Source organism: Ectopseudomonas toyotomiensis (assembly GCF_017167985.1).
Classification (GTDB): domain Bacteria; phylum Pseudomonadota; class Gammaproteobacteria; order Pseudomonadales; family Pseudomonadaceae; genus Aquipseudomonas; species Aquipseudomonas toyotomiensis.
In genome coordinates this window covers 2066515-2092213 of sequence record NZ_CP070505.1, presented here as the reverse complement: position 1 = coordinate 2092213, position 25699 = coordinate 2066515, and the positions used below count along the sequence as shown (strand labels likewise).

The window sequence follows — 25699 nt, the reverse complement described above, 5'->3', positions numbered from 1 at the left end:
ACCATAACGCCTGAGTCCGTTGACGCAAGACCATCGTGTCTGAATGCCATTCGACGGAAAGTCTGTTTCGTCGTGCTCTCGGTATTTCATCGTCATGGGTTATCGGTAGACTAGCGGCCGCTGGTGGCTCATTGCCCTTATGCATGCAGCCCTATGGCATCGGCGGATGCCTGACACGATGGCTGGCCTGACAATTCTAGCGGGCACCATGTTTTCATGGATTTCACAGGGACGTAATACCGTGCCAACTTATCAGCAGATCACCCCGTTTTCGAATATCCGCCTCAGTAGTTCTACGACGATCAACACGCTTCTCTATGGAACCAAGTGGGGCGAGGGGCTGGGCTATTCGGCAACGCTTTCCTACAGTTTCGCCGTCAGGGGCACCTCCCTTTACTCAAACGATTATGACGACCTCCTCACGGATCTGGGCGGTGTCAGTTACCGGGACTTCGTCTATAACCTGACCGTCAATCAGCAGGATGCCGTGCGCAACGCATTGGCGAAGTGGAGTTCGGTCGCCAACCTGACCTTTACCGAGTTGAACGACACCATCAGTGGCAATGTGGGCGATCTGCGATTTGGTGGTTATGAACTGATCGATGGTGATACGGCGGCGCTCGCCTTCCTGCCTGGCGCCAGCCCGATAGCCGGGGACGTATGGATCGGGCGTGCTACCAATGAGTTCGCACCTTCGCCGGGGAGCTATGACTACCTGACGTTCGTGCACGAGATCGGGCATGCGCTGGGGCTCAAGCATCCGTTCGAGGCGAGTGGCATCAGCAACCAGGTGTTGCGCGGTTCCTACGACGATGTCCGTTACACGGTCATGAGCTACAACGACCGCTATGACTTCCAGCCCACTGGACCGATGCTTTTCGATATTTCCGCCATTCAGTATCTGTACGGTAGCAACGATAGCTGGCAGACGGGGGACAACGTCTATCGTTGGGATGCCAGTGCGAAGATTTTCGAGACCATCTGGGACGCTGGCGGCAATGACACGATCGATGCCAGCAACCAGCTCGATGGCGTGGTCATCAACCTCAATAGCGGTGAGTTCAGCTCCATTGGCCAAGACATCTACAACTATGCCAAGGGGCGTTGGAGCAATGACTTCCTGACCATTGCCTATGGCGCCGTGATCGAGAACGCCATCGGTAGCGATCACGACGACACCCTCATCGGTAACAGTGCCGATAACGTGCTTGATGGTGGAAAAGGCGAGGACACTTTGCGCGGTGGCGCCGGCAACGACACCTACTACGTCGATATGCCGGGCGATAGAGAGTTTTACGACAGAGTGATCGAATATTCGGGAGAGGGTTACGACAGGATCATCCTGCGTGGCAGTAGCACAGGATTCTTTGGTGAGCGTTTCACCTTGTCGAGCAACGTTGAAGAGGTGGATGCCAGCCAGACGAGCAACGTCGCCCTTGTGTTGAATGGCAATGCTTCAGCCAATCGCATTATCGGCAATGCCGCGAACAATGTCCTCGACGGCGGCGCCGGCGCCGACACCCTGATCGGTGGGGCCGGTAGCGACACCTATGTGGTCGATAACCTGGGCGATGTGGTAGCCGAGCTAGCCGATGAAGGCACTGACCTGGTTCAGGTTGCTATCGCCACGGCCGGCGGTACCTATACCCTGGGTGAGCATGTCGAGAACGCCACACTGGCCAACAATGTGGCCTTCAATCTCACCGGCAATGAGCTAGCTAATGTCCTGATCGGCAACGCCGCGAATAACTTGCTCGACGGCGGTGCTGGTGCTGACACCATGAATGGCGGTGCTGGGGACGATACCTACATCGTCGACAACAGCGGTGATGTGATCATCGACAGTTCCGGCGTCGACAGTGTGCGGGCTAGCGCCTCTTACGTCCTAGGTAGCGGGCTGGAGAACCTGCTGTTGACAGGCAATCAGGCCATCTCCGGTACTGGCAACGGACTGGCCAACGTCCTGGATGGTTCGCAGAACAGCGCTGCCAACGAACTGCGGGGCCTGGGTGGTAACGACACTTATATCGTCGGCTTCGGCGATATGGTGATCGAGCAAGTTAATGACGGCATCGACCTGGTGCAGGCCTTCGTGAGCTACAACCTGGGCGACAACCTTGAGAACCTGAGTCTGCTGGGCAGCGACCACCTCACTGCAACCGGCAATGCCCTGGCCAACACGCTGCTAGGCAACGACGGCAACAACGTGCTTGATGGCGGCGCCGGCGTGGACACGCTGCGTGGCGGTAAGGGCGACGATACCTATATCGTCGATCTGACGACGGACAATCTACTCGAAGACCAGATACTCGAAAACGCTGGTGAGGGCATGGATACGCTTATGCTGCGGGGGGGCAACGCAGACCTCGCCAGCCCGGCCATGATCGCGCTCATGGCTAATTTGGAAGCGCTCGATGCCAGCGCCACCGGCCAGTTGCGCGTTAACCTTAGCGGTAATGCACTAAATAACCGCTTGGTAGGCAACGCGGCAGACAACCGGCTCGATGGCGGTGCGGGGACCGACATTCTGATCGGCGGGGCCGGTAGGGACACCTATGTGGTCGATAACCTGAGCGATGTGGTAGTCGAGCTAGCCGATGAAGGCACTGACCTGGTTCAGGTTGCTATCGCCACGGCCGGCGGTACCTATACCCTGGGTGAGCATGTCGAGAACGCCACACTGGCCAACAATGTGGCCTTCAATCTCACCGGCAATGAGCTAGCTAATGTCCTGATCGGCAACGCCGCGAATAACGTGCTCGACGGTGGCGCCGGTGTCGACACTATGGATGGCGGTGCCGGCAACGATACCTACATCGTCGACGATAGCGGCGACGTGATCATCGATAGTGCTGGCGTCGACAGCGTGAGAGCGAGTGCTTCCTATGTCCTTGGCAGCGGGCTGGAGAATCTCACACTGCTGGGCAGTGATCATCTCGGTGGCACGGGCAACGGCCAGGCCAACCTCATCATCGGCAACGAGGGCAACAATGTCCTCGATGGCGGTGCTGGCGTGGATACGCTGCGGGGCGGCAAGGGCGACGATGCCTATATCGTCGACTTGACCGTACGCAACGCTCTGGAAGATAAGATTCTCGAAAACCTCAACGAGGGCAGCGATACCCTCCAATTGCGTGGCGGCAATGCAGCGCTGACCACCCTGGCGACCATCGCCCTGGCCAATAACGTTGAGAATCTCGACGCCAGTGCGACTGGAAGCACCCGCCTGAACCTGACCGGTAACACGCTGAACAACGTCCTCACTGGCAACGCGGCAGACAACCGGCTCGATGGCGGTGCGGGGACCGACATTCTGATCGGCGGGGCCGGTAGCGACACCTATGTGGTCGATAACCTGAGCGACGTGGTAGTCGAGCTAGCCGCTGAAGGAACCGACCTGGTCCAGGTCGCCGTCGCCACCGCCGGAGGCACCTACACCCTGGGCGAGAATGTCGAGAACGCCACGCTGACCAACAAGGTGGCCTTCAATCTCACCGGCAATGAGTTGGACAATATCCTGATCGGCAATGCCGCGAACAACCTGCTCGACGGTGGCCTGGGTACTGACGTGATGAACGGTGGCGCCGGCAATGACACCTACATCGTTGATGATGCGGGCGATGTGATCATCGACAGCGCCGGTATCGACACCGTGCGGGCAAGCATCGCCTACACCCTCGGCAATGGCCTGGAAAACTTGGTGCTGACGGGCAATGAGGCCATCTCCGCAACAGGCAACAGTCTAGCCAACGTTCTGGACGGCTCGCAGAACAGCGCAGCGAATATCCTCTCGGGCCTGGGTGGCAACGACACCTATATCGTTGGAGCCGGTGACAGCGTGATCGAGAACGATCCTAAGGGCGGCATCGACCTGGTAAAGGCTTTCGTGAGCTACGCCCTGAGTGACAACTTGGAGAATCTGACCCTGCTGGGCAGCGATCACCTCACAGCAACCGGTAACATCCTGGCCAACGTCATCACCGGCAACGACGGCAGCAACGTGCTCGATGGCGGTACCGGCGTGGATACGCTGCGCGGTGGCAAGGGCGATGACATATACATCATCGACCTGACCACGAAGAACACCCTCGAAGACAAGCTCCTCGAAAACCTCAACGAGGGCAACGACACCGTCCAGCTGCGTGGCGGCAACGCGGCGTTGGCCACGGTGGCCGCCATCGCCCTGGCCAATAACGTCGAGAACCTTGATGCCAGTGCGACTGGAAGCACCCGCCTGAACTTGACTGGCAATACCCTGAACAACGTCCTCACCGGCAACGCGGCGAATAATGTGCTCAACGGTGGCGCCGGTGCCGACACACTGATCGGTGGTGCTGGTAACGATACCTATGTGGTCGACAACGTCGGTGACGTGGTAACCGAGCAGGCTGATGAAGGCATCGATCTGGTGCAGGTGGCCATAGCCACGGCGGGCGGCACTTACACCCTGGGTGATCATGTCGAGAACGCCACGCTCACCAATAAAGTGGTGTTCAACCTGACTGGCAACGCGCTGAGCAATACTCTGCTTGGCAACGCTGCGAACAACGTACTCGACGGTGGCCTGGGTGCTGACGTGATGAACGGTGGTGCCGGCAATGACACCTACATCGTTGATGATGCGGGCGATGTGATCATCGACAGCGCCGGTATCGACACTGCGCGCGCGAGCATCGCCTACACCCTCGGTAACGGCCTGGAAAACCTGGTATTGACGGGCGACCAAGCCATCAGCGGCACGGGCAACGGCCTGGCTAACGTTCTGGATGGCTCGCAGAGCAGCGCAGCCAACGAGCTACGTGGGTTGGGCGGCAACGACACCTATATCGCCGGCGCCGGCGACACGGTGATTGAGGAAGCCAATGGCGGCATTGACCTGGTGCAGGCCTACGTGAGCTACACCCTGGGCGACAATCTTGAGAATCTAAGCCTGCTGGGCAGCGATGCTCTCAACGGCACCGGTAATGGATTGGCTAACGTCATCACCGGTAACGACGGCAACAACGTGCTTGATGGCGGTGCCGGCGTGGACACGCTGCGTGGTGGCAAGGGCGATGACACCTATATCGTCGACCTCACGGCCAGCAATGCGCTGCAGGATCGCATCGTTGAGAACGCCAACGAAGGTATCGATACCCTCATCCTGCGGGGTGGTACGCTGCTGCCGAAGGCCGCCACTATTACCCTGGCCACTAATCTAGAGAACCTCGATGCCCGCGCTACGGGAAGCATTGCCCTCAACCTCACCGGCAATGCCAGCAACAACCTATTAATCGGCAACCAGGGCAACAACACCCTCAACGGCGGCGATGGCAGCGATGTGCTGGTCGGGATGGGTGGCTTCGATACCCTGACCGGTGGTCGAGGCGCTGATACTTTCCGTTTCGACTTGAGCTGGCTGGGGCTGAGTGACGGGGTGGATGCGCTGATTACTGACTTTCGTCGTCTGGATGGCGACAAGATTCAGTTGCAGGGCGATGGAGTGCAAAGCTTCAGCTTCGTCGGCCGCTCATTCGATGCGGGCTCTGCCGGTAGTCATCAGCTGCGTTTCGATGCCGGTACGCTCTATGGATCTGTCGATGCTGGGGTGAGCAATGCCTTCGAAATCCGCCTGCTGGGGGTGAGCGAACTGTACCAGGACGACTTCTTCTTCGGTTGATCGGCTCCCTGAGCTGATAGGTCGCAGATCGCCTTGGCGGAGCAACCAGGGAGGGGCTATGCAGGTTTCGGGATTTGGGTGGCTGGTGTGTGCGTTACTGGTGCTCGGTGGCGCCACGGTTTTCTACTACAACCGGCTGGTGTTCAACCGCCACCGCGTGGCCGAAGCAGCCAGCGGCATCGATGTGCAGCTCAAGCGCCGCGCCAGCCTGATTCCAGCGCTGGTGGAATGCGTGCGGCAGTACATGAGCTACGAGCAGAGCACACTGCAGGCGCTGGTTCAGCAGCGCATGCGCGCGGTGCAACTGGCTGACTCGCCGCTGGGCCAGCGTGCGCCGGTGGAGGCGAAACTGGGCAGCCAACTGCGCCAGCTCTTCGCCCTGGTCGAGGCCTACCCCGAGCTCAAGGCCGACAGCCAGTTTCGTGAGTTGCAGGGCACTATCAGCGAGGTCGAGGACCATATCCAGATGGCCCGGCGTTACTACAATGGCGCAGTGCGCGAGCTGAACGTGCTGGTCGAGTCGGTGCCGAGCAACCTGGTAGCACGCCTGTTTTCCTTTGCCCCTGCCGAGTACTTCACGATGGATGATCTGCGTCACGGTCAATCACCAAAGATGGAGTTCTGAGCATGCAAGGATGGTTGCGTGGTCTGTTGCTGTTGTTTGTTCTGCTGCCCGGCTTGACGCTGGCGCAGGAGGCCATCGAGGACTTTGCCGTGAGCCTGCAGGTCGAAGCCGACGGCAACCTGCTGGTGACCGAGCGCATCAACGTGCGTGCCGAAGGCCGAGACATTCGCCGCGGCATCTATCGCGATCTGCCGGTCAGTTACACGTTGCCGATGGGGCTGGAGCAAAGCAGCCCGATCACCCTGCTGGGCGTGGCCCGCGACGGCCTGCCTGAATCGGTGCGCAGCGAGCGCAATGGCGCCTGGGTGCGCTTCTACCTGGGCTCGCCGAACATCCTGCTGGAGCCGGGGCGCTATCGCTACGAGCTGCGCTATCGGGTCGGGCGTGCGCTGCTGCATCACGCCGACACGGACGAGCTGTACTGGAACGTCACCGGCAATGGCTGGATGTTCCCCATCCGCCAGGCGTCGGTCGAAGTGCGCCTGCCGGCGGGGGCGCGCATCGGTCAGCTGGCTGCTTATACCGGTGCACAGGGCGATCAGGGCCAGGACTTCCAGGTACTCGAACGGCATAATGACTACCTGCGCCTGGCCACCACCGAGACGCTGCCGGCCTATCACGGTCTGACTGTGGCCGTGGACTGGCAGGCCGGACTGGTGCCACGGCCTGGCCTGCTGCAGAAGGCCAGCCGCGCAGTGCTGGACAACCTGGGCGTTGGCATCGGCGGCGTGTTGCTGATCGGTCTGCTGCTGTTCTACCTGCGCGCCTGGAAGCGCGTCGGCCGCGATCCGCAGAAGGGCGTGATCATCCCGCTGTTCGAGGGGCCGCAGGGCATGAGTGCGGTGCAGGCGGGCTACCTCTGGCATCGCGGGTTGCGCGGTGCCTTCGGGGAGGCACGGGCGTTCAGCGTATGGCTCACCGACATGGCCATTCGCAAGCACCTGCATATCGAGGACAAACCGCACGGTGGTGGTTTCAGCCTGTCCCGCGATCAGGGCGCGGGCGGCGACATGAGCGAGCTGGATCGTGACCTGTACAAGCGCCTGTTTCCGGCCCACAAGGGCGGCATTGCGTTGATCATCGGCACCAAGTACGAGCCACGCCTGGCGGACGCGGTAGCCGGGCTGAGCAGCCAGTTGGGCGAGCAGGGCAAGGCCTGGTTCGCCAACAACCGCGGCATCTGGGCCTGGGGGTTGGTGTGGGCCGCATTGGCTTGCGCCGCCACCGTGCTCTTGAGTGGCCAGGGTGGAGATGAGTGGGGCACAGGTCTGGCCGGGCTGGTGTTCAGCCTGGGCTTTGGTGTGCCGGCACTGGTCGTGTTCAACATGGCCCGCCACCAGCCCAGCTTTGGCAAGCAGATGGGGCTGTACCTGGTGGCGCTGATGTTCGGCTGGCCGGTGCCCGTGGGGCTGATGATGATTGCGGCGGCGGTGTCGGTGCCGGCGTTGCTGCTGGTCGTCGCCTATGTCGTGCTGGTGCTGGTGTTCTATTACCTTTTGCCCGCGCCGACCCTGGAAGGGCGGCGACTGCTCGATGCGCTGGAAGGCTATCGCGATTACCTGCAACTGGCCGAGCGTGACGCCCTGGCCCTGGCGGGCGACGCCCCGGCGATGAGCATCGCGCTGTACGAGCGCTATCTGCCCTTCGCCATGGCCCTGTGCGTGGAAGACAAATGGAGCGCGCGCTTCAGCGAGGCCCTGGCCAGCGGCCTGATCGACCCGGCGCAGCGCGACTATCAACCGAGCTGGTACCACAGCCGCAGCAGCTACAGCTCGCCGCAGGCCCTCAGTGGCGCGCTGGCCGCCGGCCTCGCCAGCGCCACGGCCCTGGCTTCGTCGCCACCATCGAGCAGTTCTTCGGGCGGCGGTGGTTCGTCCGGTGGCGGCTCCTCGGGTGGAGGTGGCGGCGGCGGTGGTGGAGGGGGTTGGTAAGCGCCATCGGGTCGGTCAGCGCGATGAACGCTTCTGCCCGATGAACCTCAGCCGTTGCCATCCTCCTGGCCGGACATGCGCGCCTCTTGCTCAGGCGCTCAACCCGCTCGCCCAAGGGCCGTCATGGCTCAGTTCCAGTTCCAGCTACTTTCGGCCACTGCGTCGTGGGCGTGCAGGCTTTCCGCGTGGACGACCTTGAGGCGGAAGGCGCTGGCCTGCGGCAACTGGCGCAGGGCGCGGTGCAAACGGCGTGCGGCGTCTTCGCAGAACATCAGGTTCTGTCCGTTGGCAAGGGCGAAGGCCTGTTCGTCGGCGCGTTTTACAGCCGTTTGTACCGGTGTGCCGAGGGCGTGTTCGGCACTGTCGATCAGTGCCAGCACGGGCAGGTCGACGCAGCCTGGCGCCAGGCGCAGTTGCAGGGTCGCCGTGCTGCGCTGGCTGTGCGGGGTGGCGAGGATGCCCTGGGTCGAGCCGAGCCAGTCGAGCACGCTGGAGTAATCCACCTGCTGGTCGGGAAAGTCCCAGGCGAAGCGTTGCTGGATCAGCTGCCGTGCCAGCGCTGCCGAGCAAGGGCAGGTGGACGAGTAGCTGACCTCGACCTGCAGCTCGATGTTCACGCCCCGGCCATCCTGCCGGGCGCGCAGTTCGAAGGGGTAGGTCTTCCAGCCGTGCAGCGGGCTGACCAGCGCCGGACGCTTGAGCGGCACTTCGCCGCGCAGAGTCAGGGTGGCGCTGTCGGACAGCTCCTGGTGACTGCTCAGGCAGTCGTCCAGCACCTGCAACACCGCCGGCACGTTCAATGGCTGATGCACCAGGCGCTGCGCCGCCAGGTACAGGCGCGACATGTGGATGCCGCGCGCGCCGGCATCGTCGAGGCTCACGCCGATATCGACGCTGGCAGTCACGGCGGCGTCCGCCAGACGAATGGGCAGGGCGATGCCGGCCATGCCGACACAGTCCAGCGGCAGCTCATGGTGGGTGGCTTGGGCGGCAATATCCGGCAGAGGCTGTTCGTTCATCGCAAATCCGTGGGTTGCTTTCAGAAATAAATGTTATGTTATAACAATTAAAACAAGCTAGCCGATTTGCCATGACCCTGACCGCGACCACCGAAGCCGAACTGCTGGCCCAGCCAGCCAATGACTACATGAACGATGCCCAACAGCAGTTCTTCCGCGAGCTGCTGATGACCCAGCGTGCCGAGTTGCAGGCGCGCATCGACGAGGAATTCACCGAGCTGCGTCAGCCCGATATCAGCAGCGACGTTGCCGATATCGGTGCCGCCGAGGAGCAGCGCCAGTGGCAGCTGCGCCTGCTGGAGCGGGAAAAGAAGCTGCTGGACAAGATCGACCAGGCGCTCGAACGCCTGGCGCGTGGCGAATACGGCTGGTGCGCCGAGACCGGCGAACCCATCGGCCTGAAGCGCTTGCTGCTGCGCCCCACCGCGACCCTGTGCATCGAAGCCAAGGAGCGGCAGGAGCAGCGCGAAAAACATCAGCGTGACCGTGACTGAACGAGGAACACCCCCATGAATCAGCGTCTACCCGTTACCGTGCTGTCCGGCTTTCTCGGCGCCGGCAAGAGCACCCTGCTCAACCATGTGCTGAAGAATCGCGAAGGCCGCAAGGTCGCGGTGATCGTCAACGACATGAGCGAAATCAACATCGACGGTGCCACCGTCCAGCAGGACGTCAGCCTCAACCGTGCCGAAGAGAAGCTGGTTGAAATGAGCAACGGCTGCATCTGCTGCACCCTGCGCGAAGACCTGCTCGACGAGGTCAGCCGCCTGGCCAGCGAAGGCCGCTTCGACTATCTGCTGATCGAATCCACCGGCATCAGCGAGCCGCTGCCGGTGGCCGAGACCTTCACCTTCCGCGACGAGCAGGGGCGCAGCCTGTCCGACCTGGCGCGGCTGGACACCATGGTCACGGTGGTCGACGGGGTGAACTTCCTGCGCGATTTCCATGAGGCTGACAGCCTGGCCAGCCGGGGCGAAACCTTGGGCGAGGAGGACGAACGCTCGATCACCGACCTGCTGATCGAGCAGGTGGAGTTCGCCGACGTGATCCTCATCAGCAAGATCGACCTGATCAGCCAGGCCGAGCGCGAGGAGTTGATGGCCATCCTGCGCGGGCTCAACACCCACGCCGACATCCAGGCCATGAGCATGGGGCAGATCGCCCTGGACAAGATCCTCGACACCGGCCGCTTCGACTTCGACCGCGCCTCGCAGGCACCGGGCTGGCTCAAGGAACTGCGCGGCGAACACGTACCGGAAACCGAGGAATACGGCATCGCCTCCAGCGCTTACCGCGCGCGCCGGCCGTTCCATCCGCAGCGCTTCTTCGATTTCCTCTCTCAGGAATGGCGCAACGGTCGTCTGCTGCGCTCCAAGGGCTTTTTCTGGCTGGCCAGCAAATACCAAGAGGCCGGCAGCTGGTCGCAGGCCGGCGGGCTGATGCGCTACGGCCTGGCCGGACGCTGGTGGCGCTTCGTGCCTAAGCAGCACTGGCCGCAGGACGAGGAAGGTCTGCAGACGATCATGAAGCACTGGAGCGCCGAGGTCGGCGACTGCCGTCAGGAACTGGTATTCATTGGCCAGAACATCGACTTCGCGCGGCTGACCGCCGAGCTGGACGCCTGCCTGCTCAGCGACGAGGAAATGGCCGGTGGCCCGGAAGCCTGGCGCCTGCTCGCTGACCCCTTCGGGGCCTGGCAGCAGGAGGCCGCCTGATGTTCGCCCTGCAGCTGCCGAAAGTGTCCCGGCAGGTGCTGGGCGGGGATATTCAGGTGCTCAGCGAGGTGCTGCATGACGGCGTCAATCTGGCCGTCTGGCAGCGCCGCCTGCCGGCGCAGATCGCCGACTTCGCCGACGCGCTACTGGCGCAAGGTGAACCGCTGGCGCAGTCCATGACCCTGGAGCTGCCGCGCGCGGACAGCGAGCCGAACCTCGATGGTCTGGTGGCGCAGTACGCCGATCTGCCGGGCCAGGCGGCCTTTCTCGCCGACGTGGCCTGGCTGGTGCGGGCCTACGCCTGTCTGCTCGATGCCGAGCGCATCGGCCTGCGCCTGCGTGCGCTGGACAAGGCCATGTGCCCGCGTTTTCACGTCGACCATGTGCCGGTGCGGCTGATCACCAGCTATGCCGGTGTCGGCAGCGACTGGCTGGAGGAGGGCGTGATGCCGCGCAGCAAGCTCGGTCAGCCGGATGAAGAGCCGCAGGACGAGGCGTTGATCCAGCGTCTCGACGCCGGCCATGTAGCGCTGGCCAAGGGCGAGAAGTGGCAGGGTAACGAGGGGCGTGGGTTGATTCACCGTTCGCCGCGACCGCCTGCCGGGCAGCGACGCTTGCTGTTGACCTTGGACTGGTTGGCCTGAGTCGCGCGAAACCGCAGTTGCGTAGGGTGCGCTGTGCGCACCGTGAACACCGAGGCGTTTGCTGGTGCGCACAGCGCCCCTACGGATAGCGGGGAACCACTAAAAAATAGGCCGGAGCGACTGCCCCGGCCTTAAGCACCAAGAGATCATGTCGACGCGTGACTCGACATGAGGGTTACGTGAGGTACCCGCAGCCATTAGGCGCTCTTTGGATGACGCTTTGATGTCAGCAGTGGCCTGTTTTCTCGCTGGGCGAGCGTTCAGGGTTTGATCCACGTGCCCTGATACTGGCTGGTGCAGGCCGGCTCCAGGTACAACGCGTCGCTGGCCACGCCGTAGTAGTGGATGTCCTGCAGGTACATACCACTACCGGCGCGCGCGTTCTGGCAGACGCCGTGGGCACCCTTGGGGCACTGCTCGACGAACTCCACCTCGACCGTCTGGCCTTGCAACTGCGGCTGGCAGAAGCCCTCACGAAACAGCGTGGCGGGGATGTTGCGGTTCTCCTGGCAGACCTTCACATCCAGACGCTCGGCCTGACTATGCACCACGCAGGCTTCGGCCAGGGCCAGGCCCGGCAGCAGGGAAAACAGCAACAGCCATGCACGCATCGTTTCGACTCCCGAAAAACTGCCGGCGAATCTAACATGCCGTTTCTTTGCAGTCTGTGCTGGCACTTGTCTGGCGAACCACCGAACATACCTTCATGCTCAGTCAAATCCCTACCCACCTCATTGCCGGCCCGCTCGGTGCTGGCAAGACCACGTTGATCCGTCACCTGCTGGCGCAGAAACCGGCGGGCGAGCGCTGGGCGGTGCTGATCAACGAATTCGGCCAGATAGGCCTGGACGCCGCCTTGCTCGAGCAAGGCGACGACGGCATTGCCATGGCCGAAGTGGCAGGTGGTTGCCTGTGCTGCATCAATGGCGCGCCGTTTCAGGTTGGCCTCGGGCGCCTGCTGCGCAAGGCCAGGCCCGACCGTCTGTTGATCGAGCCGTCCGGCCTGGGGCATCCGGCGCAGTTGCTGGCGCAATTGCGTCAGCCGCCCTGGCTCGGTGTGTTGGCCGTGCAACCGGCACTGATGGTGCTGGATGCTGCCGCGCTGGCTAGCGGTCAGCCGCTGCCGGACGTGCAGCGTCAGGCGCTGGATGAGACCGGCTTGCTGCTGTTGAACAAGAGCGAAGGCTTGGACGCCGAGGCGCGAGCGCGGATTGCTACCGATCTTCCATCCATGCCGCTGCACTGGACCGCGCAGGGTCGGCTCGACCTGGCCCTGTTGCCGGGACTGGCGGCGCAGGCCTCGCCCATCGAGGTGAGCGCCGAGTTACCCGCAGCTGCACCTGGCCTGGCGCAGATCTGGCGCAATGCCGCCGAGCCGATCTGCCTGGTGCAGGATCAGGTCGAGGGCTGGAGCATTGGCTGGCGCTGGCACCCGAGCCAATGCTTCGACCTCGAGCAGGTCAGCCGCTGGCTTCAGAAGCTGGGTTGGCGCAGAGCCAAGGCCGTGCTGCACGGCGCAGAAGGCTGGCAATCGTTGAATGCCTTGCGGGAGCAAGCGCCAGAGGCCTGGGGCGCAAGTGAATGGCGCAAGGATTCGCGGCTGGAGTTGATCTTCGATCAGGCACAGAACGTCGACGTGCTGACTGCCTCCTTCGCCACCTGCCGAATCCCTGCGACAGACTGATAAACTCGCCGCGCTTTCGTCGCTGTGGATAACCTCAATGCAACTGCTGTCCTGGTCTCATGACACCTCTGCCGGCTTCACCCTGCGCGGCTGGCACACGCCGCCGTCGGGCAAGCCGCTACTGCATTTCCTGCACGGCAATGGCTATTGCGGGCGTGTCTACACGCCGCTGCTGGCGCTGCTGGCCGAGGACTTCGACCTCTGGCTGAGCGATGTGCAGGGCCATGGTGACAGCGACCATGGCGGCCGCTTTCACGGCTGGAACCGCAGCGCCGAGCTGGCGGTGGAAGCCTTTGCTGCCCTGCGTGGGTCGTTCGGTGAAGTACCGCGCTTCGCCCTTGGCCACAGCTTTGGCGGCGTGCTTACCAGCTTGATTCTGGCGCGCCATCCCGAGCTGTTCCGCCGTGTTGTGCTGCTCGATCCGGTGCTGTTCAGCCCAGCGATGATCGGGGTGATGGCGCTGTCCGATGTGGTCGGTCTGGCGCAGCGCACCGGTATGGCGAAAAAGGCGCAGAAGCGCCGCCGGCAATGGCCGGATCGTGCCAGCGCGCATGCCGCACTGCATGGCCGTGGCATGTTCCGTGGTTGGGACGAGGCAGCGTTCGACGCCTATATCGAGCATGCACTGAAGGATGTCGAGGGCGGTGTCGAGCTCAAGTGCCGACCCAGTCGTGAGGCCGATATCTTCGGCTCCTATCCGCGGCGCCTGTGGCCTTCGCTGGCCAAGGTGACGACGCCGACCGAAGTGATTCACGGCTCGCGTACCTATCCCTTCGTTGCCAAGTCCGTGGCGCGCTGGTGCGCGAGCAACCCCCATGTGCGCAGTCAGGTGGTGCCGGGTGGGCACTGTTTCATGCAGGAGCAACCGGCAGACAGCGCCGAGCGCGTGGCCGACTTTCTACTGCAGCGCAGTTGATAGGTTTCTACATCATGTAGGCGCCGGCAAGCCGGCTCCTGCGGTTGAGGCCGCACGCTGCTCTACTGCGCCTTGCGCCGCCAGTCTTCCAGGCGGATGACGTTGCCTGGCTGCTGCACCGCAACCGGCTCGGGTTGCGGCTCCAGTATCGGATGGGGCTCCAGTTCGATGCGGCCGAGGTGCGGGCCGAACATGCTGATATGCCCGCGCAGGCGCTGCTCGCCAGTGACGGTGAACTCGAAGTCATAGAGTCGCGCCAGGCGCCGGTGGCCCTTGCTGTCGCGCTGGATGGCCAGGCGGCGCAGCGCCACGGCACCGTCGAGCAACTCCACGTCAAGCTTGGCGCAATGTTGCTTGGCGAACGCCAGTGCACGCTCGCGAATACCATGGCCGCGCCACAGCCAGGCGCAGACGGCAGCGAACAGCATCAGCAGGAAGACATCGAACAGGTTGATCATGGCGACTCCGGCTTCGGGAGACAGAGCTTAGCTTATCTGCCACGTGCTTCTCAGCACAGTGGCTTGCCCATGCGTCGGCTCTGCATTAGCGTTCGCTCTCTTCAGATGAAAAGGACGTCACCATGCATTGCCCCGCTTGCCGTACGACTCGCCTGCAACCAGCAAAACTCGAAGATGGCCTGCTCGGCCATGGCTGTGCACAGTGCCAAGGCACGCTGGTCAGCCTGCTGCACTACCGCGACTGGGCCGAGCGCCAGCCAGTATACGAGACGTCAACCGAGCTGGCCGCCGAGGCCGAAGTGGGCGAAACCAGTCATGCCCTGAGTTGCCCCAAGTGCGCCAAGCTGATGAGCAAATTTCAGATCAGCGGCACCCGCGCCAACCGTCTCGACCTGTGCGGTACTTGCGACGAAGCCTGGCTGGACAGCGGCGAATGGCAATTGCTCAAGGCCCTGGAGCTGAGCCAGCGCATGCCGGCGATCTTCACCGACGCCTGGCAGCGCCAGGTGCGTCAGCAGGCCAGCGAGCAGGCTCGACGCGAGCGCTTCAGCCGCATCGCAGGCGAGGAAGCCATCGCTCGCGCCGACGAGATTCGTACCTGGCTCAAGGATCATCCGCAGCGCCGCGAGCTGCTGTTCTATATCGGTCACGATTGAGGAGGCGATGGCCCGCCCGTTACGACCCTATGCCTGGTTCTTTTCGTCGCTCAACGCCTGGTAGCGCTGTTGCAACTCGTCGCGAATCTGCCGGCGCTGCTTGGCCTGGCGCTGTCGGCGCAGGCCATCGGCGGTGTCCGGCTGCAGTTCAGGGATCGGCGCCGGGCGGCCATTGGCATCGACCGCGACCATGGTGAAGAAGCAACTGTTGGTGTGGCGCACCGAGCGCTCACGGATGTTCTCGGTGATGACCTTGATGCCGATCTCCATCGAGGTGCGGCCGGTGTGGTTGACCGAGGCGAGGAAGGTGACCAGCTCACCGACATGCACCGGTTCGCGGAACATCACCTGGTCCACCGACAGGGTCACCACATAGCAACCGGCATAGCGACTGGCGCAGGCGTAGGCGACCTCGTCGAGGTACTTGAGCAGGGTGCCCCCGTGGACATTTCCGGAGAAATTGGCCATATCCGGGGTCATCAGTACGGTCATCGTCAGTTGCGCGGTTCCGGCTTCCATCGTTGCTCCGAGTACGTGTGGGGCTTATGAGAGTAAGGCCTGCTGGCTCTGGGGATGCAAGATACACACTCACTACTGCAAGGATGCCATCCATGCTGATTCGCTCGAAATTATTGCTCCTGCCGCTGCTGCTGGGGCTCGCTGGTGTCGTGCAGGCGACCGAAGAATGCGCCACAGCGGTGCAGTGCAACCAGGTCGGCAGCGCCGCCTATCAGGACGGCCGCTTTGAGCAGGCCATCGAAGCGTTCGAACGTCAGTTACGACGCGTCGAGGAGGGTGACACGGCACAGTTGGAGCTGGCGCTGAACAATCTCATCCTCGCCAATCTGCGCGCTGGCGATGCGGGCATGGCGCGTGCCTGGCTGGGCGTGGCGCTGGACAACAATCTCAGCGGCTCCTCGACCCGCCTGTACCTGCGCAAGGTGGCCGAGACACTTAATTATCCAGCGCTGAGCGCCAGCCCCGTCGGCCGCTACCTGCGCTACGGCGGCCAGGCGGTGTGGAGCGAGCTGCTGATCAGCGAGGACGGCAATGGCGGCTATCACGCCAGTTTCTCGCCCGTGCGTGCCGGTGCGCGGGTCGAGGAATATGGTCCAGCCGCCATCGGCGAGCTGGATGGCAAGCTGGTCGGCGACGGCGTGCAGATGCGCCTGGAGGATGCTAGCCTGGACAGCGGCTGTGCGGTGCAACTGCTGCGTGAGGGCATCGAGCTGCGCGTGCAGGAAGTGTTCGCCGAGGGTTGTCAGGACTATGGCGGCATGGGTATCAGTGTCGGTGGTCGTTACATCAAAGTGAGTCGATGATGCGCAGAGGGATCGTCGCGCTGCTCTTGGGCCTGCCAGTGCTGCTGGTCGCTGTCGGCTATGCCTGGATGCGGGATGAACCGCTGAGTGCCGACGCTCAAACCTGGCTGGAACAGGCTCAGGTCGATGAGGGGCAGAGTCGGGCCTATGTGTTTCTCAATGGACTGGATGCTGACCTTGAGCAGTCGCCAGAGGCACTGGGTGTCGAGCGGCTAAAGGCCTATCGTGCCTGGCGCAGCAACCACGGCCCGATGGATGAGGGCTTTGCAGAGCCGGTGGTTGCCACGTTGGCTTTACCGCAGGGACCATTGGTCTGTGCGATAGAGAAAGATGGCTGTCTGACCACGCTGCTGAGTGGGGTGTCTGGCTGGGTCGAGACGGATGAGCAGCGTCTTCTGCGCGAGCGCTACTGGCAGTTTCTCCAGCTCGATGACTACCGCAATCTTCTGGAGGCCAGCATCATTGCCCCGTTGCCGCCGCACCGTTACCTCGTGAGTGGCCAGCAGCTGCTGACTCTGCAACTGCTCAAGGCGGCTCAGGAGGGGGAAGGTGAGCAGGTTCGGGCGCGTCTCGATGAGGAGCTGCACCTGCTGCGAGGGCAATTGCGCCGTGCTGATACGCTGATCGCGAAGATGATTCTGGCGCGTATGGTCGAGCGCAACATGCGCTGGCAGGCCGTGCTCTATCGTGAGGGGGTGATGCCGGCGCCGAGCAGTGTGCCTGCCTTCGATGACGCCGAGCGCAGCCTACTGATGCCGCTGCAGCATGAGTTTCAGGGGATGGCGTTACTTTTCGAGGCGCTGCCCAAGGCGGAGAACAGCTTGGGCGAGTGGCTGATGCTGCGGTGGGGCCTGCGCCCACAGATGAGCACCAATGCCAGCTTGACGTTCTATCAGCCGATAGCCGAGCTGTCGCGGCGCCCGCCTGAATTGTTTGTCGGGGAGCTGCGGCAGTTGCCCGCAGCCCAATGGCAACGCAGCTGGCGCAACCCAATGGGTAACGTGTTGCTTGAAATTGGGGCGCCTGACTATCGTCGTTATGCGGTACGACTACAGGACCTTGAAGCCTATCGTCGCCTGCTGCAGGGGCTGTCCCAACTGCCTCAAGGTACGCCAAGTACCGAGCAGCTGCGCGCCTTCGATAACCCCTACTATCCGGGGCAGCCAGCACAGCTCGATGAGCAGGGCCGGCTGTGTTTTGCCGGTCCCATGCTGGAGGATGACGGCGCGCGCTGCCTGCTGCTGTGAGCTGAGCGTAGGGTGGATGACGCTTTTTCATCCACCTGTCCGACTCAGGCGTGACTCAGGTACCAGCGCCAATCCTGCTCACCCACTTCCCCCATGAATTGGCGGTACTCGGCCCATTTGATCGCCAGGAACACCTTGAGGAAACCCTCGCCCAGCGCTTCGCGTGCCCAGCTCGAACCTTCCAGGTTGCGCAGCGCGGTAAGCCAGTCGGTGGGCAGGGTTTCGCGGGCCTGCTCGTAGCCGTTGCCAACGATGGCCGCGCCCGGCTCGATCTGCTCGCGGATGCCCTTGTGGATGCCGGCGAGAATCGCCGCCGCTGCCAGGTAGGGGTTGGCGTCGGCGCCGCAGATGCGGTGCTCGACGTGGCGACTGTTGGCCGGCCCGCCCGGCACGCGGAAGGATACGGTGCGGTTGTTCACGCCCCAGCTCTTGGCCAGCGGCGCATAGCTGTTGGCCTGGAAGCGGCGGAAGGAGTTGGCGTTGGGGCAGAAGATCGCCAGGGCGTCGTCGAGCGTGGCCATCATGCCGCCAATGGCGTGACGCAGCAGCGGCGTGCCCTCTGGGTCTTCCGAGGCCATCAGGTTGTTGCCGTCGGCGTCGGCCAGCGACACGTGCATATGCAGGCCGCTACCGGCCTGGTCGCCGAACGGCTTGGCCATGAAGCAGGCCTGCAGCCCGTGCTTGTTCGCCACGCCCTTGACCAGACGCTTGTAGCGCACGCCTTCGTCCACCGCCTGCAGGGCGTCGAAGCGGTGTTCCAGGGTCAGCTCGAGCTGGCCGGGGGCGTATTCGGAAATCGCCGTGCGCACCGGCAGGCCCTGGGCTTCGCAGGCGGCGTAGAGATCGTCGAGAAACGGCTGCATCTGCTCCAGCTCGTACACGCCGTAGACCTGCGGCGCCTGCGGGCGTACGCCATTCATCTGCACGGCGGGCTGCGGCCGGCCATTGGCGTCGCGGGTCTTGTCCAGCAGGTAGAACTCCAGCTCCACCGCCATCACCGGGTGATAGCCGTCGGCCTTGAGCGCGTCGATGGTACGGGCCAGCACATGGCGTGGGTCGCCCGGCGTGGCGGGCAGGCCTTGGGTCGGGTGCATGCTCACCTGCACCTGGCCGGTGGGTACTGCGCGCCAGGGTTGCAGGCACAGCGAGCCGGGCAGGGGATAGGTCCAGCAGTCGGCGTCGGCCACTTCCCAGACCAGGCCGCTCTCCTCGACGTCCTCGCCCTGAATGGTCAGCGAGAGGATGGAGCTGGGCAGTGGCCGGCCGTTCTCGTACATGGCCAGCAGCTCGTCGCGATGCAGCAGCTTGCCGCGCGGGATGCCATTGGCGTCGATCAGCATCAGCTCGATGCTGCGCACCTCGGGGTGCTTGGCGAGGAAATCGCGGGCTTCCTCGGGATTGGCGAATTGCATGGTGGTTCTCGCAGAAGGTCGTGGGGCGCAGTGCATCCTGTGGGAGGGGCTTCAGCGGCGACAATCGCGGCTGAAGCCCCTCCCACGGGTATCACTCACGGGCACCGGGGATGGCCAGCAGCTCGGTGAGGGCCGCATCGAGCATGGCGATCAATTTGTCCACATCAGCCTCGGTGGTGCTCGGGCAGCACAGGGTCATGTTGTGAAACGGGGTAATCAGGATGCCGCGGTTGATCAGGTACAGGTGCAGGGCCATCTGCAGCTGGTCATGGAACGCCGCTTCGGCCTCGGCACCGGTGCGCGGCGGGGTGGCGCAGAACTGGAATTCACAGCGTGCGCCCAGCTCGGTCACCGACCAGTTCAGGTCGTGCTTGCCGATCAACTGGCGGAAGCCCTCGGCCAAGCGCGCCGCCAGCGGCAGCATGTGGTCGTAGGCCGCCTGGGTCATCACCTGTTCCAGGTTGGCACGCATGCAGTGCATGGCCAGAGCGTTGGCCGACAGGGTGGTGCCCATGCCGCTGTGGCCGTGACCGTGGCTTTCTTCACTGGCGCGCTGACGGGCTTTAGTCATGGCTTCGGCCATCGCTGCGCTGCAACCGAAGATGCCGCAGGGCACGCCACCGGCGATGGGTTTGCCGACCACGAAGAAGTCCGGGTCGAGGCCCCACAACCGCGTGCAGCCGCCGACGTCGGTGGAGATGGTATGGGTTTCGTCGATGATCAGCAGGCTGCCGTACTGGCGCGTCAGCTCGCGGCACTTCTGCATGAAGCCTGGATCGGGCAGGACCATGCCGATGTTGGTCATCGCCGGCTCGCAGAGCAGGGCGCAGATGTCGCCCTGGGCCAATGCGGCTTCCAGCGCTTCGACGTCGTTGAAGGGAATGGCGCGGCTGTGCTCGGTCAGGTCGTAGGCCTGGCCGACCAGACCGGAGCGGTGCACGGTCTGGCCATCGCGCTCGCGCACCATCACGTCGTCGACGGTGCCGTGGTAGCAGCCGTCGAACACCAGCAGGGTCTTGCGCTGAGTGATGGCGCGCGCCCAGCGCAGCACGTAGCGGTTGGAGTCGGTGGCGGTGGCGGTCACCTGCCAGTAGGGCAGGCCGAAGCGCTGGGCCAGCAGCTCGCCGCAGACCACGGCGTCTTCGCCGGGCAGCATGGTGGTCAGGCCGTTGTTCGCCTGCTCGGCGAGGGCGCGAGCGACCGGGTCGGGGGAGTGGCCGAACATGGTGCCGGTGTCGCCCAGGCAGAAGTCGATGTACTCATGACCGTCCACGTCGAAGAAACGTGCGCCCTTGGCGCGTTCGACGAACAGCGGCACCGGCGTCGACCAATCGGCCATCCAGTGCATCGGTACGCCGCCGTACAGCGAGTGACGGGCGCGTTCGGCCAGCGCCACGGACTTCGGATTGCGGGACAGGAACAGTTCGCGCTCGGCAGCGACGAAACGATCAACGGCGATTGGGCTGATGCCACTGGCGGTGGTCATGGGTCTTACCTCGATTGGACGCTGCAGGCATGATATTTTGTGATCACAAAATAGTAAATGGTTTGATCGTGGTCAGGATTTTCAGCATTAATTGCGTATTTGTGATCACAAAATACTTCGTGGTGAGCTATTTTTCACACAAAATCAGTTCCTGACGTAGACTCGCCACATTTTCCACCGGAGCCTTTCATGCGTGACTGTAGCCTGACCCTTGCTCAACTGCCGGCGCCACCGAGGGAGGTAGCGCATGGCTGACAATCTGCAGGAACAGCTGTATCAGAACATCCGCTCGGGCCTGCTGGCGGGGCGCTTTCAACCTGGCCAGCGGCTGAAGATCCGTGACCTCGCGGCACAATGGGGCACCAGCCCGATGCCGGTTCGCGCGGCCCTGCAGCGGCTGGTGGCCGAGGGTGTGCTGGAGGGCGAGCAGCAGCGCTCGGTGCGGGTCCCGTCGATGACCCGCGAACGCTACGAAAACATCTTTCAGGTGCGTCTGGCGCTGGAAGGCCTGGCAGTGGAGTTGGCCACGCCGAGCCTGACCCGCGACGATCTGGCCCTGCTGCGGGACTGCGTGCAACGCATGGATGTGGCCATCGAGACGCGACAGGTGCAGGACTACCTCAACGCCAACAGCCAGTTTCACCTGCACTTGTACGGCGCCTGCGGCAACCCGGTGCTGATGCGTTCGATCGAGTCGCTATGGCTGCAGATCGGCCCCTTCTTCAACCGGCTTTTTACCGGCGCCGACCTGTCGCTACGGCTCAACGACTTTCATGAAGACGCCTTCGCCGCCATCGAGGCCGGCGACGCCAAGGGCGCACGTCAGGCCATGGAGCAGGATCTGCTGTATTTCGCGCGGTTCCTGCTCAACCTGCTGGCGCTGGAGCAGGGCGAGGTGTGAGTGGTGTGCCGATTTCCCTGAGGGTCGTGGCTAAAGCCCCTCCCACGGTGCCGAGTCTCGGGCACAGATGGTGGGAGGCGCTTTGGCGGCGACAAGGCATTGCCGTCAGCTCTCCAGCCAGACGTCGCGGCACCAGTGCCAGACCGAGTCCCAGCTTTCGTCGGTCAGGTCGCCTTCGTCGCCATCCCACAGCCAGACCTGACCTTCCACGTCCACGGCGTAGTAGTCGCGGCCGTCCTGGCACAGCGGCACCAGATCGCGTGGCAGGCCGAGGCTCCAGGCTTCGGCGGCGACTTCCGGCAGGTAGGTGTGCGATTGCGGATCGCTGGCGGTCACCGGCTCCAGGCGGCCGTAGACCACATCACTGACCTTGAGCAGGTATTCGCGCAGCTCGAAGGGCAGGTGGATGAGGATCTGCTCCTGAATCTCCACCAGGGTCTCTTCTTCCGGCAGCTCCAGCGGTACCGGGACCGGCTCGTTGAGTTCGCGCAGCTGTTCGATGACTTCTTCCACGGCGTCGGCTCCTCATCAGGGGGGATCGGCTTTATACAGTAGCTGGCCGGCAGAATGAAAACATGTCGACGTCACGGCATACTGGCGCTTTTGCGGAGCCCTTTGATGTCATCTCTTGCCTGGCACTGCCTGCACCACAGCGAACTCGATACCGCCACCCTCTATGAACTGCTGGCGCTGCGCACCCAGGTGTTCGTGGTGGAGCAGAACTGTCCCTATCTGGAAACCGATGGCCAGGACCTGATCGGCGATACCTGCCACTTGCTGGCGCGTGACGAGTCGGGGCTGGTGGGTTATCTGCGCCTGCTCGACCCACAGCGTATGGCAGGCGAGGTGGTGATCGGTCGGGTGGTGATCGCCGAGCGGGCGCGTGGCACAGGCCTGGGTCACCGGCTGATGGAGCAGGCGCTGGTCGAGTGTCGTCAGCGTTGGCCGGGTGTGCCGGTCTATTTGTCGGCACAGGCGCATCTGCAGGGCTATTACGGGCGTTATGGCTTCGTGGCCGTGACCGAGGTGTATCTGGAGGACGACATCCCGCATATCGGTATGCGCCGGGCGGCTACGGATCTGTCGTGATGGGCTGTAGGAGCGGCTTCAGCCGCGATAACCGGCAAATGCCGAAATAAAAAACCCGGGCAAGCCCGGGTTTTTTGTGCGTCGTAGCGATCAGTTCTGGCGGATGCCAGCGATCAGCCAGGGCTGGTTGTCGCCCTGAGCACGCTCCAGGCGCCAGCTTTCGCTGAACGGCTCGCCCTGGTCGAAGCGCGAGGTCTTCGACACACCGCTGAAGGTCAGGGTGGCGATGGTTTTCTCGGCGTTGTCGTCGACGCCATCGAGCTGCACCTCGAGGTCTTCGATGTAGGTGGACTGGAAGCCGTCACCCAGCTCGGCGCGTTCGCGCTTGAGGAACTCCAGCAGTTGCGGGGTGACGAACTCGGCGATCTTGTCCATCTCGTCGGCGTCCCAGTGCTGCTGCAGGTTCATGAAGTGCTCACGACCGGCGGCAATGAAGCTCTGCTCGTTGAACCAGGCCGGGGCGTTGATCACCGGAGCGGCCGAAGCCAGACGACCGCCGAAGATATTGCTGCCAGCGGCTGGCGCGTTGTCGGCGTTCGGCATTTCACGCTGGTACGGCGCACCGGCAGCAGCCATTTGTGGCTGTTGGCGAGCGCGACGGGCGGCGAGGAAACGGAACAGCAGGAAGGCGATCAGGCCGAAGATCAGCATGTCCATGATCTGCAGGCCTTCGAAACCATCACCCATGAACATCGAGGCCAGCAGGCCACCGGCGGCCAGACCGGCCAGCGGGCCGAGCCAGCGCGAAGCGCCGCTGGCGGCAGCCGCAGGCTGTTGGCGACCGGGTGCCTGGGCAGCCGACTGTGCCGGCGGCGTGGCCTGGCGGGTCTGGTGGCTGGGCGCGGAGCCGAAGGATTTGCCACCGCCAAAACGCTTGGCGTGGGCTTCGAAGCTGAAGGTCAGTGCCAGGCACAGCACCATGGCGATACTGAGGAAACGCTGCATCACGGTTTTCTCTCTTGTGGAAAAGCTTGGTCGGCATCTTGCCCGCCACGGGGGCGCATGACCAGTGACAGAATGTTTCCGGCTTTTGCCTGCGCTAGACGGTGCCGTGCGCGCCCGGCTTGCTAGCGAAGCGGCCCCTGTTGCGCATGGCATGCCCTACGGGCGTTGCAGTAGCAGGGGCAGGGGGCCGCAGCGCAGTTGGCCACGGAGAAAGGCGCGGAAGGTTGCTACATCTTCTTCTGGATGGCGCAGCCAGTGTACGAAGCTGCGCAGGTAGGCGCCGGTGAGCAGGGTTTCCTCGGCGATGCGGCGCAGGTGCAGACTTTGCCGGCCAGCGGTTTCGCGCCACCACTGCACGGTGCGGCTGATGCGCATCAGGCCGAGCACCTGCAGGTGGATATGTCCGGGTTCGAGCTTGTACAGCAGCATCTGCCCGGTCACCGCGCGATGGGCTGCCAGGCTGTCGAGCCAGGCCAGCAGGCAGCTTTCCAGACGTTGTTCGGCGTTCAGACCCTGCAGATCGGGATTTCTGGCGTGGCCGAGCATGGCCAGGTCGGCGCGGTCGAACCAGGCTTCCACCAGGTCGTCCTTGTCGCGGTAGTGACGGGCAATATCGTCCAGGCCAATGTCGAGCGCGGCGGCGACGTCGAACAGGTGCAGGCGCTCCCAGCCGCAGACGTCGGCCAGTTGCAGGGCGGTATCGAGGATGTGGGCGGGGGCGGTCGGCTTTTTCTTCATCCCTGAAGTATGGCTGCCGGCGCGTGAGCTGGCGTCTTGAACGACAAACGGAGCCTTCAGCGGCCGGTGCGCGCGGCGCACCCTACGTGGCGTCTGCGTTGTGAGGCTGACACGGGTAGGGTGCGCCATGCGCACCGCCGTCGCCAATCGACGTGCTCAGCGCCAGTCGTACAGCTCTTTTTCCGACAGCGCCTGCATCGAGGTGGCCAGCGCCTGGAAGGCCTGCATGGAGGCCCAGATGCGGCCGTTGAGCTCGCTCTGCGCGGCCAGCTCGCCAAGCACTTGTTCGCTCTCGTTTTGCATGGCCTGCAGCACCTCGTCGGGGAAGCGCTTGAGCAGCGTGCCGCTCTTCTTCAGCTCGTCCAGCGCCAGGGCGTTGTGGTAGACGTAGTCGTCCATCATGTCCTGGGTCGCTGCGCGCGCCGCTTCGGTGACGATGGCCTGCAGGTCGGCCGGCAGTTCATCGAAGGCCTTCTGGTTGATCAGCAGCTCGAGCACCGACTGCGGCTCCTGCCAGCCCGGGTAGTAGTAATACCTGGCGGCCTTCTGCAGGCCGAAGGCCAGGTCGTTGTAGGGGCTGACCCAGTCGGTGGCGTCGATGGCGCCGGTCTGCAGGGCGGTGAAGATTTCGCCACCCGGCATCACCACGGTGGTCGCACCCAGGCGGTTCCAGACTTCGCCGCCGAGGCCCGGCATACGGATCTTCAGGCCTTTGATGTCAGCCAGGCTGTTGATTTCCTTGTTGAACCAGCCGCCCATCTGCATGGTGCTGTTGCCCGCCGTCAGCGGCTTGAGGCCGAACGGCGCATAGGCTTCGTCCCACAGTGCCTGGCCGCCGCCCTTGTTCAGCCAGGCATTCATTTCCAGGGTGGACAGGCCGAAGGGTACTGCGCCGAAGAACTGCGCGGCCGGTACCTTGCCCTTCCAGTAATAGGGTGTGCCATGGCCGAGTTCCGCCGTACCGCGAGACACCGCGTCGAACACCTCCAGTGCCGGCACCAACTCGCCAGCGGCATAGACCTTGATGGTCAGGCGCCCGGCGCTCATGGTGTTGACGCGCTCGGCCAGGCGCTCGGCTGCGGTGCCGGTGCCGGGTGCGTTCTTCGGCCAGGTGGTGACCATCTTCCAGTGGAAGGTCTGGGCGGGAGCTGCGGCCTGGTCGGCCGGTGCGGAGTCGTCCTTGCAGCCGATCAGGCCGAGGGCGAGCAGGGGTAGGAGGAGCAGAGAGCGAAGGTGCATGGGCAGAATCCCT

The 25699-nt window shown here is 63.5% G+C and carries 23 protein-coding genes; 13 read left to right on the top strand and 10 right to left on the bottom strand.

Annotation, left to right across the window (positions count from 1 at the left end; all coding sequences use genetic code 11):
• Positions 1-139 precede the first annotated feature (139 nt).
• From JWV26_RS24505 to JWV26_RS09640, 3 genes are all read left to right on the top strand, one after another.
• On the top strand, positions 140-5659 hold the full coding sequence (locus tag JWV26_RS24505; protein ID WP_277426019.1) for a M10 family metallopeptidase: 5520 nt from the start codon (positions 140-142) through the stop codon (positions 5657-5659).
• Positions 5660-5744: 85 nt separating this feature from the next.
• On the top strand, positions 5745-6284 hold the full coding sequence (locus JWV26_RS09645) for a LemA family protein (protein ID WP_241201286.1): 540 nt from the start codon (positions 5745-5747) through the stop codon (positions 6282-6284).
• A 2-nt stretch (positions 6285-6286) separates the two neighbouring features.
• Positions 6287-8215, top strand: coding sequence for a DUF2207 domain-containing protein (locus tag JWV26_RS09640; protein ID WP_206418918.1), 1929 nt, complete (start codon positions 6287-6289; stop codon positions 8213-8215).
• A 128-nt stretch (positions 8216-8343) separates the two neighbouring features.
• Here JWV26_RS09640 and folE2 read toward each other — a convergent pair whose 3' ends face one another.
• The gene (folE2, locus tag JWV26_RS09635; protein WP_206418917.1) at positions 8344-9234 is read right to left on the bottom strand and encodes a GTP cyclohydrolase FolE2; all 891 of its coding nucleotides are present in this window, start codon (positions 9232-9234) and stop codon (positions 8344-8346) included.
• 71 nt (positions 9235-9305) lie between these two features.
• Between folE2 and dksA the strand changes: the two genes are divergently transcribed.
• The 3 genes from dksA to JWV26_RS09620 are packed head-to-tail and all read left to right on the top strand — an operon-like array spanning position 9306 to position 11593.
• Positions 9306-9728: an RNA polymerase-binding protein DksA gene (gene dksA, locus JWV26_RS09630; protein WP_206418916.1), complete on the top strand. Its 423-nt coding sequence runs from the start codon at positions 9306-9308 to the stop codon at positions 9726-9728.
• Between the two features lie 15 nt (positions 9729-9743).
• Positions 9744-10949 carry a zinc metallochaperone GTPase ZigA gene (gene zigA / locus JWV26_RS09625; RefSeq protein WP_206418915.1) on the top strand — a complete coding sequence of 402 codons (1206 nt, stop codon included), beginning with the start codon at positions 9744-9746 and terminating at the stop codon, positions 10947-10949.
• Complete coding sequence (locus JWV26_RS09620; protein WP_079785149.1) at positions 10949-11593, top strand: DUF1826 domain-containing protein; 645 nt, start codon at positions 10949-10951, stop codon at positions 11591-11593. Before zigA ends, JWV26_RS09620 begins: the two co-directional genes overlap by 1 nt.
• A 260-nt stretch (positions 11594-11853) precedes the next feature.
• On the opposite strand, the gene JWV26_RS09615 is transcribed toward JWV26_RS09620, so the two are convergent.
• The gene (locus JWV26_RS09615; protein ID WP_017676203.1) at positions 11854-12204 is read right to left on the bottom strand and encodes a hypothetical protein; all 351 of its coding nucleotides are present in this window, start codon (positions 12202-12204) and stop codon (positions 11854-11856) included.
• Between the two features lie 95 nt (positions 12205-12299).
• Here JWV26_RS09615 and JWV26_RS09610 point away from each other — a divergent pair, with 95 nt between their 5' ends.
• Both JWV26_RS09610 and JWV26_RS09605 read left to right on the top strand, forming a co-directional pair.
• Positions 12300-13277, top strand: a complete 978-nt coding sequence (locus JWV26_RS09610) for a CobW family GTP-binding protein (protein WP_206418914.1) — start codon at positions 12300-12302, stop codon at positions 13275-13277.
• A 37-nt stretch (positions 13278-13314) separates the two neighbouring features.
• Complete coding sequence (locus JWV26_RS09605) at positions 13315-14193, top strand: alpha/beta fold hydrolase (protein WP_206418913.1); 879 nt, start codon at positions 13315-13317, stop codon at positions 14191-14193.
• A 62-nt stretch (positions 14194-14255) separates the two neighbouring features.
• Here the strand turns inward: JWV26_RS09605 and JWV26_RS09600 are convergent, their stop codons facing one another.
• Positions 14256-14651: a DUF3301 domain-containing protein gene (locus JWV26_RS09600; protein ID WP_079785153.1), complete on the bottom strand. Its 396-nt coding sequence runs from the start codon at positions 14649-14651 to the stop codon at positions 14256-14258.
• A 122-nt stretch (positions 14652-14773) separates the two neighbouring features.
• Between JWV26_RS09600 and JWV26_RS09595 the strand changes: the two genes are divergently transcribed.
• Positions 14774-15307, top strand: coding sequence for a TFIIB-type zinc ribbon-containing protein (locus tag JWV26_RS09595; protein WP_206418912.1), 534 nt, complete (start codon positions 14774-14776; stop codon positions 15305-15307).
• A gap of 27 nt (positions 15308-15334) precedes the next feature.
• On the opposite strand, the gene JWV26_RS09590 is transcribed toward JWV26_RS09595, so the two are convergent.
• Complete coding sequence (locus JWV26_RS09590) at positions 15335-15826, bottom strand: acyl-CoA thioesterase (RefSeq protein WP_017676198.1); 492 nt, start codon at positions 15824-15826, stop codon at positions 15335-15337.
• Positions 15827-15918: 92 nt separating this feature from the next.
• Between JWV26_RS09590 and JWV26_RS09585 the strand changes: the two genes are divergently transcribed.
• Both JWV26_RS09585 and JWV26_RS09580 read left to right on the top strand, forming a co-directional pair.
• On the top strand, positions 15919-16629 hold the full coding sequence (locus tag JWV26_RS09585; RefSeq protein WP_206418911.1) for a tetratricopeptide repeat protein: 711 nt from the start codon (positions 15919-15921) through the stop codon (positions 16627-16629).
• Entirely contained in the window at positions 16626-17876 is a 1251-nt protein-coding gene (locus JWV26_RS09580) for a hypothetical protein (protein ID WP_206418910.1), read from the top strand. The genes JWV26_RS09585 and JWV26_RS09580 overlap by 4 nt, the downstream gene beginning before the upstream one ends.
• Positions 17877-17920: 44 nt before the next feature.
• Here JWV26_RS09580 and JWV26_RS09575 read toward each other — a convergent pair whose 3' ends face one another.
• Together JWV26_RS09575 and JWV26_RS09570 are read right to left on the bottom strand one after the other, a co-directional pair.
• Positions 17921-19288, bottom strand: a complete 1368-nt coding sequence (locus tag JWV26_RS09575; RefSeq protein ID WP_206418909.1) for a glutamine synthetase family protein — start codon at positions 19286-19288, stop codon at positions 17921-17923.
• 91 nt (positions 19289-19379) lie between these two features.
• On the bottom strand, positions 19380-20774 hold the full coding sequence (locus JWV26_RS09570) for an aspartate aminotransferase family protein (RefSeq protein ID WP_206418908.1): 1395 nt from the start codon (positions 20772-20774) through the stop codon (positions 19380-19382).
• Between the two features lie 247 nt (positions 20775-21021).
• On the opposite strand from JWV26_RS09570, the gene JWV26_RS09565 reads away from it, so the two are divergent.
• The gene (locus tag JWV26_RS09565; protein WP_072425227.1) at positions 21022-21675 is read left to right on the top strand and encodes a GntR family transcriptional regulator; all 654 of its coding nucleotides are present in this window, start codon (positions 21022-21024) and stop codon (positions 21673-21675) included.
• A gap of 105 nt (positions 21676-21780) precedes the next feature.
• On the opposite strand, the gene JWV26_RS09560 is transcribed toward JWV26_RS09565, so the two are convergent.
• A complete protein-coding gene (locus JWV26_RS09560) occupies positions 21781-22188 on the bottom strand; it encodes an SMI1/KNR4 family protein (protein ID WP_206418907.1) in 408 nt (135 codons plus the stop codon).
• 105 nt (positions 22189-22293) lie between these two features.
• Here JWV26_RS09560 and JWV26_RS09555 point away from each other — a divergent pair, with 105 nt between their 5' ends.
• Complete coding sequence (locus JWV26_RS09555) at positions 22294-22764, top strand: GNAT family N-acetyltransferase (protein WP_206418906.1); 471 nt, start codon at positions 22294-22296, stop codon at positions 22762-22764.
• Between the two features lie 90 nt (positions 22765-22854).
• Here the strand turns inward: JWV26_RS09555 and JWV26_RS09550 are convergent, their stop codons facing one another.
• From JWV26_RS09550 to JWV26_RS09540, 3 genes are all read right to left on the bottom strand, one after another.
• Entirely contained in the window at positions 22855-23709 is an 855-nt protein-coding gene (locus JWV26_RS09550; protein ID WP_206419193.1) for a Tim44 domain-containing protein, read from the bottom strand.
• Between the two features lie 156 nt (positions 23710-23865).
• Positions 23866-24447, bottom strand: a complete 582-nt coding sequence (locus JWV26_RS09545) for a TetR/AcrR family transcriptional regulator (protein WP_196457078.1) — start codon at positions 24445-24447, stop codon at positions 23866-23868.
• 156 nt (positions 24448-24603) lie between these two features.
• On the bottom strand, positions 24604-25686 hold the full coding sequence (locus JWV26_RS09540; protein WP_206418905.1) for a TRAP transporter substrate-binding protein: 1083 nt from the start codon (positions 25684-25686) through the stop codon (positions 24604-24606).
• Between the last annotated feature and the right edge of the window lie 13 nt (positions 25687-25699).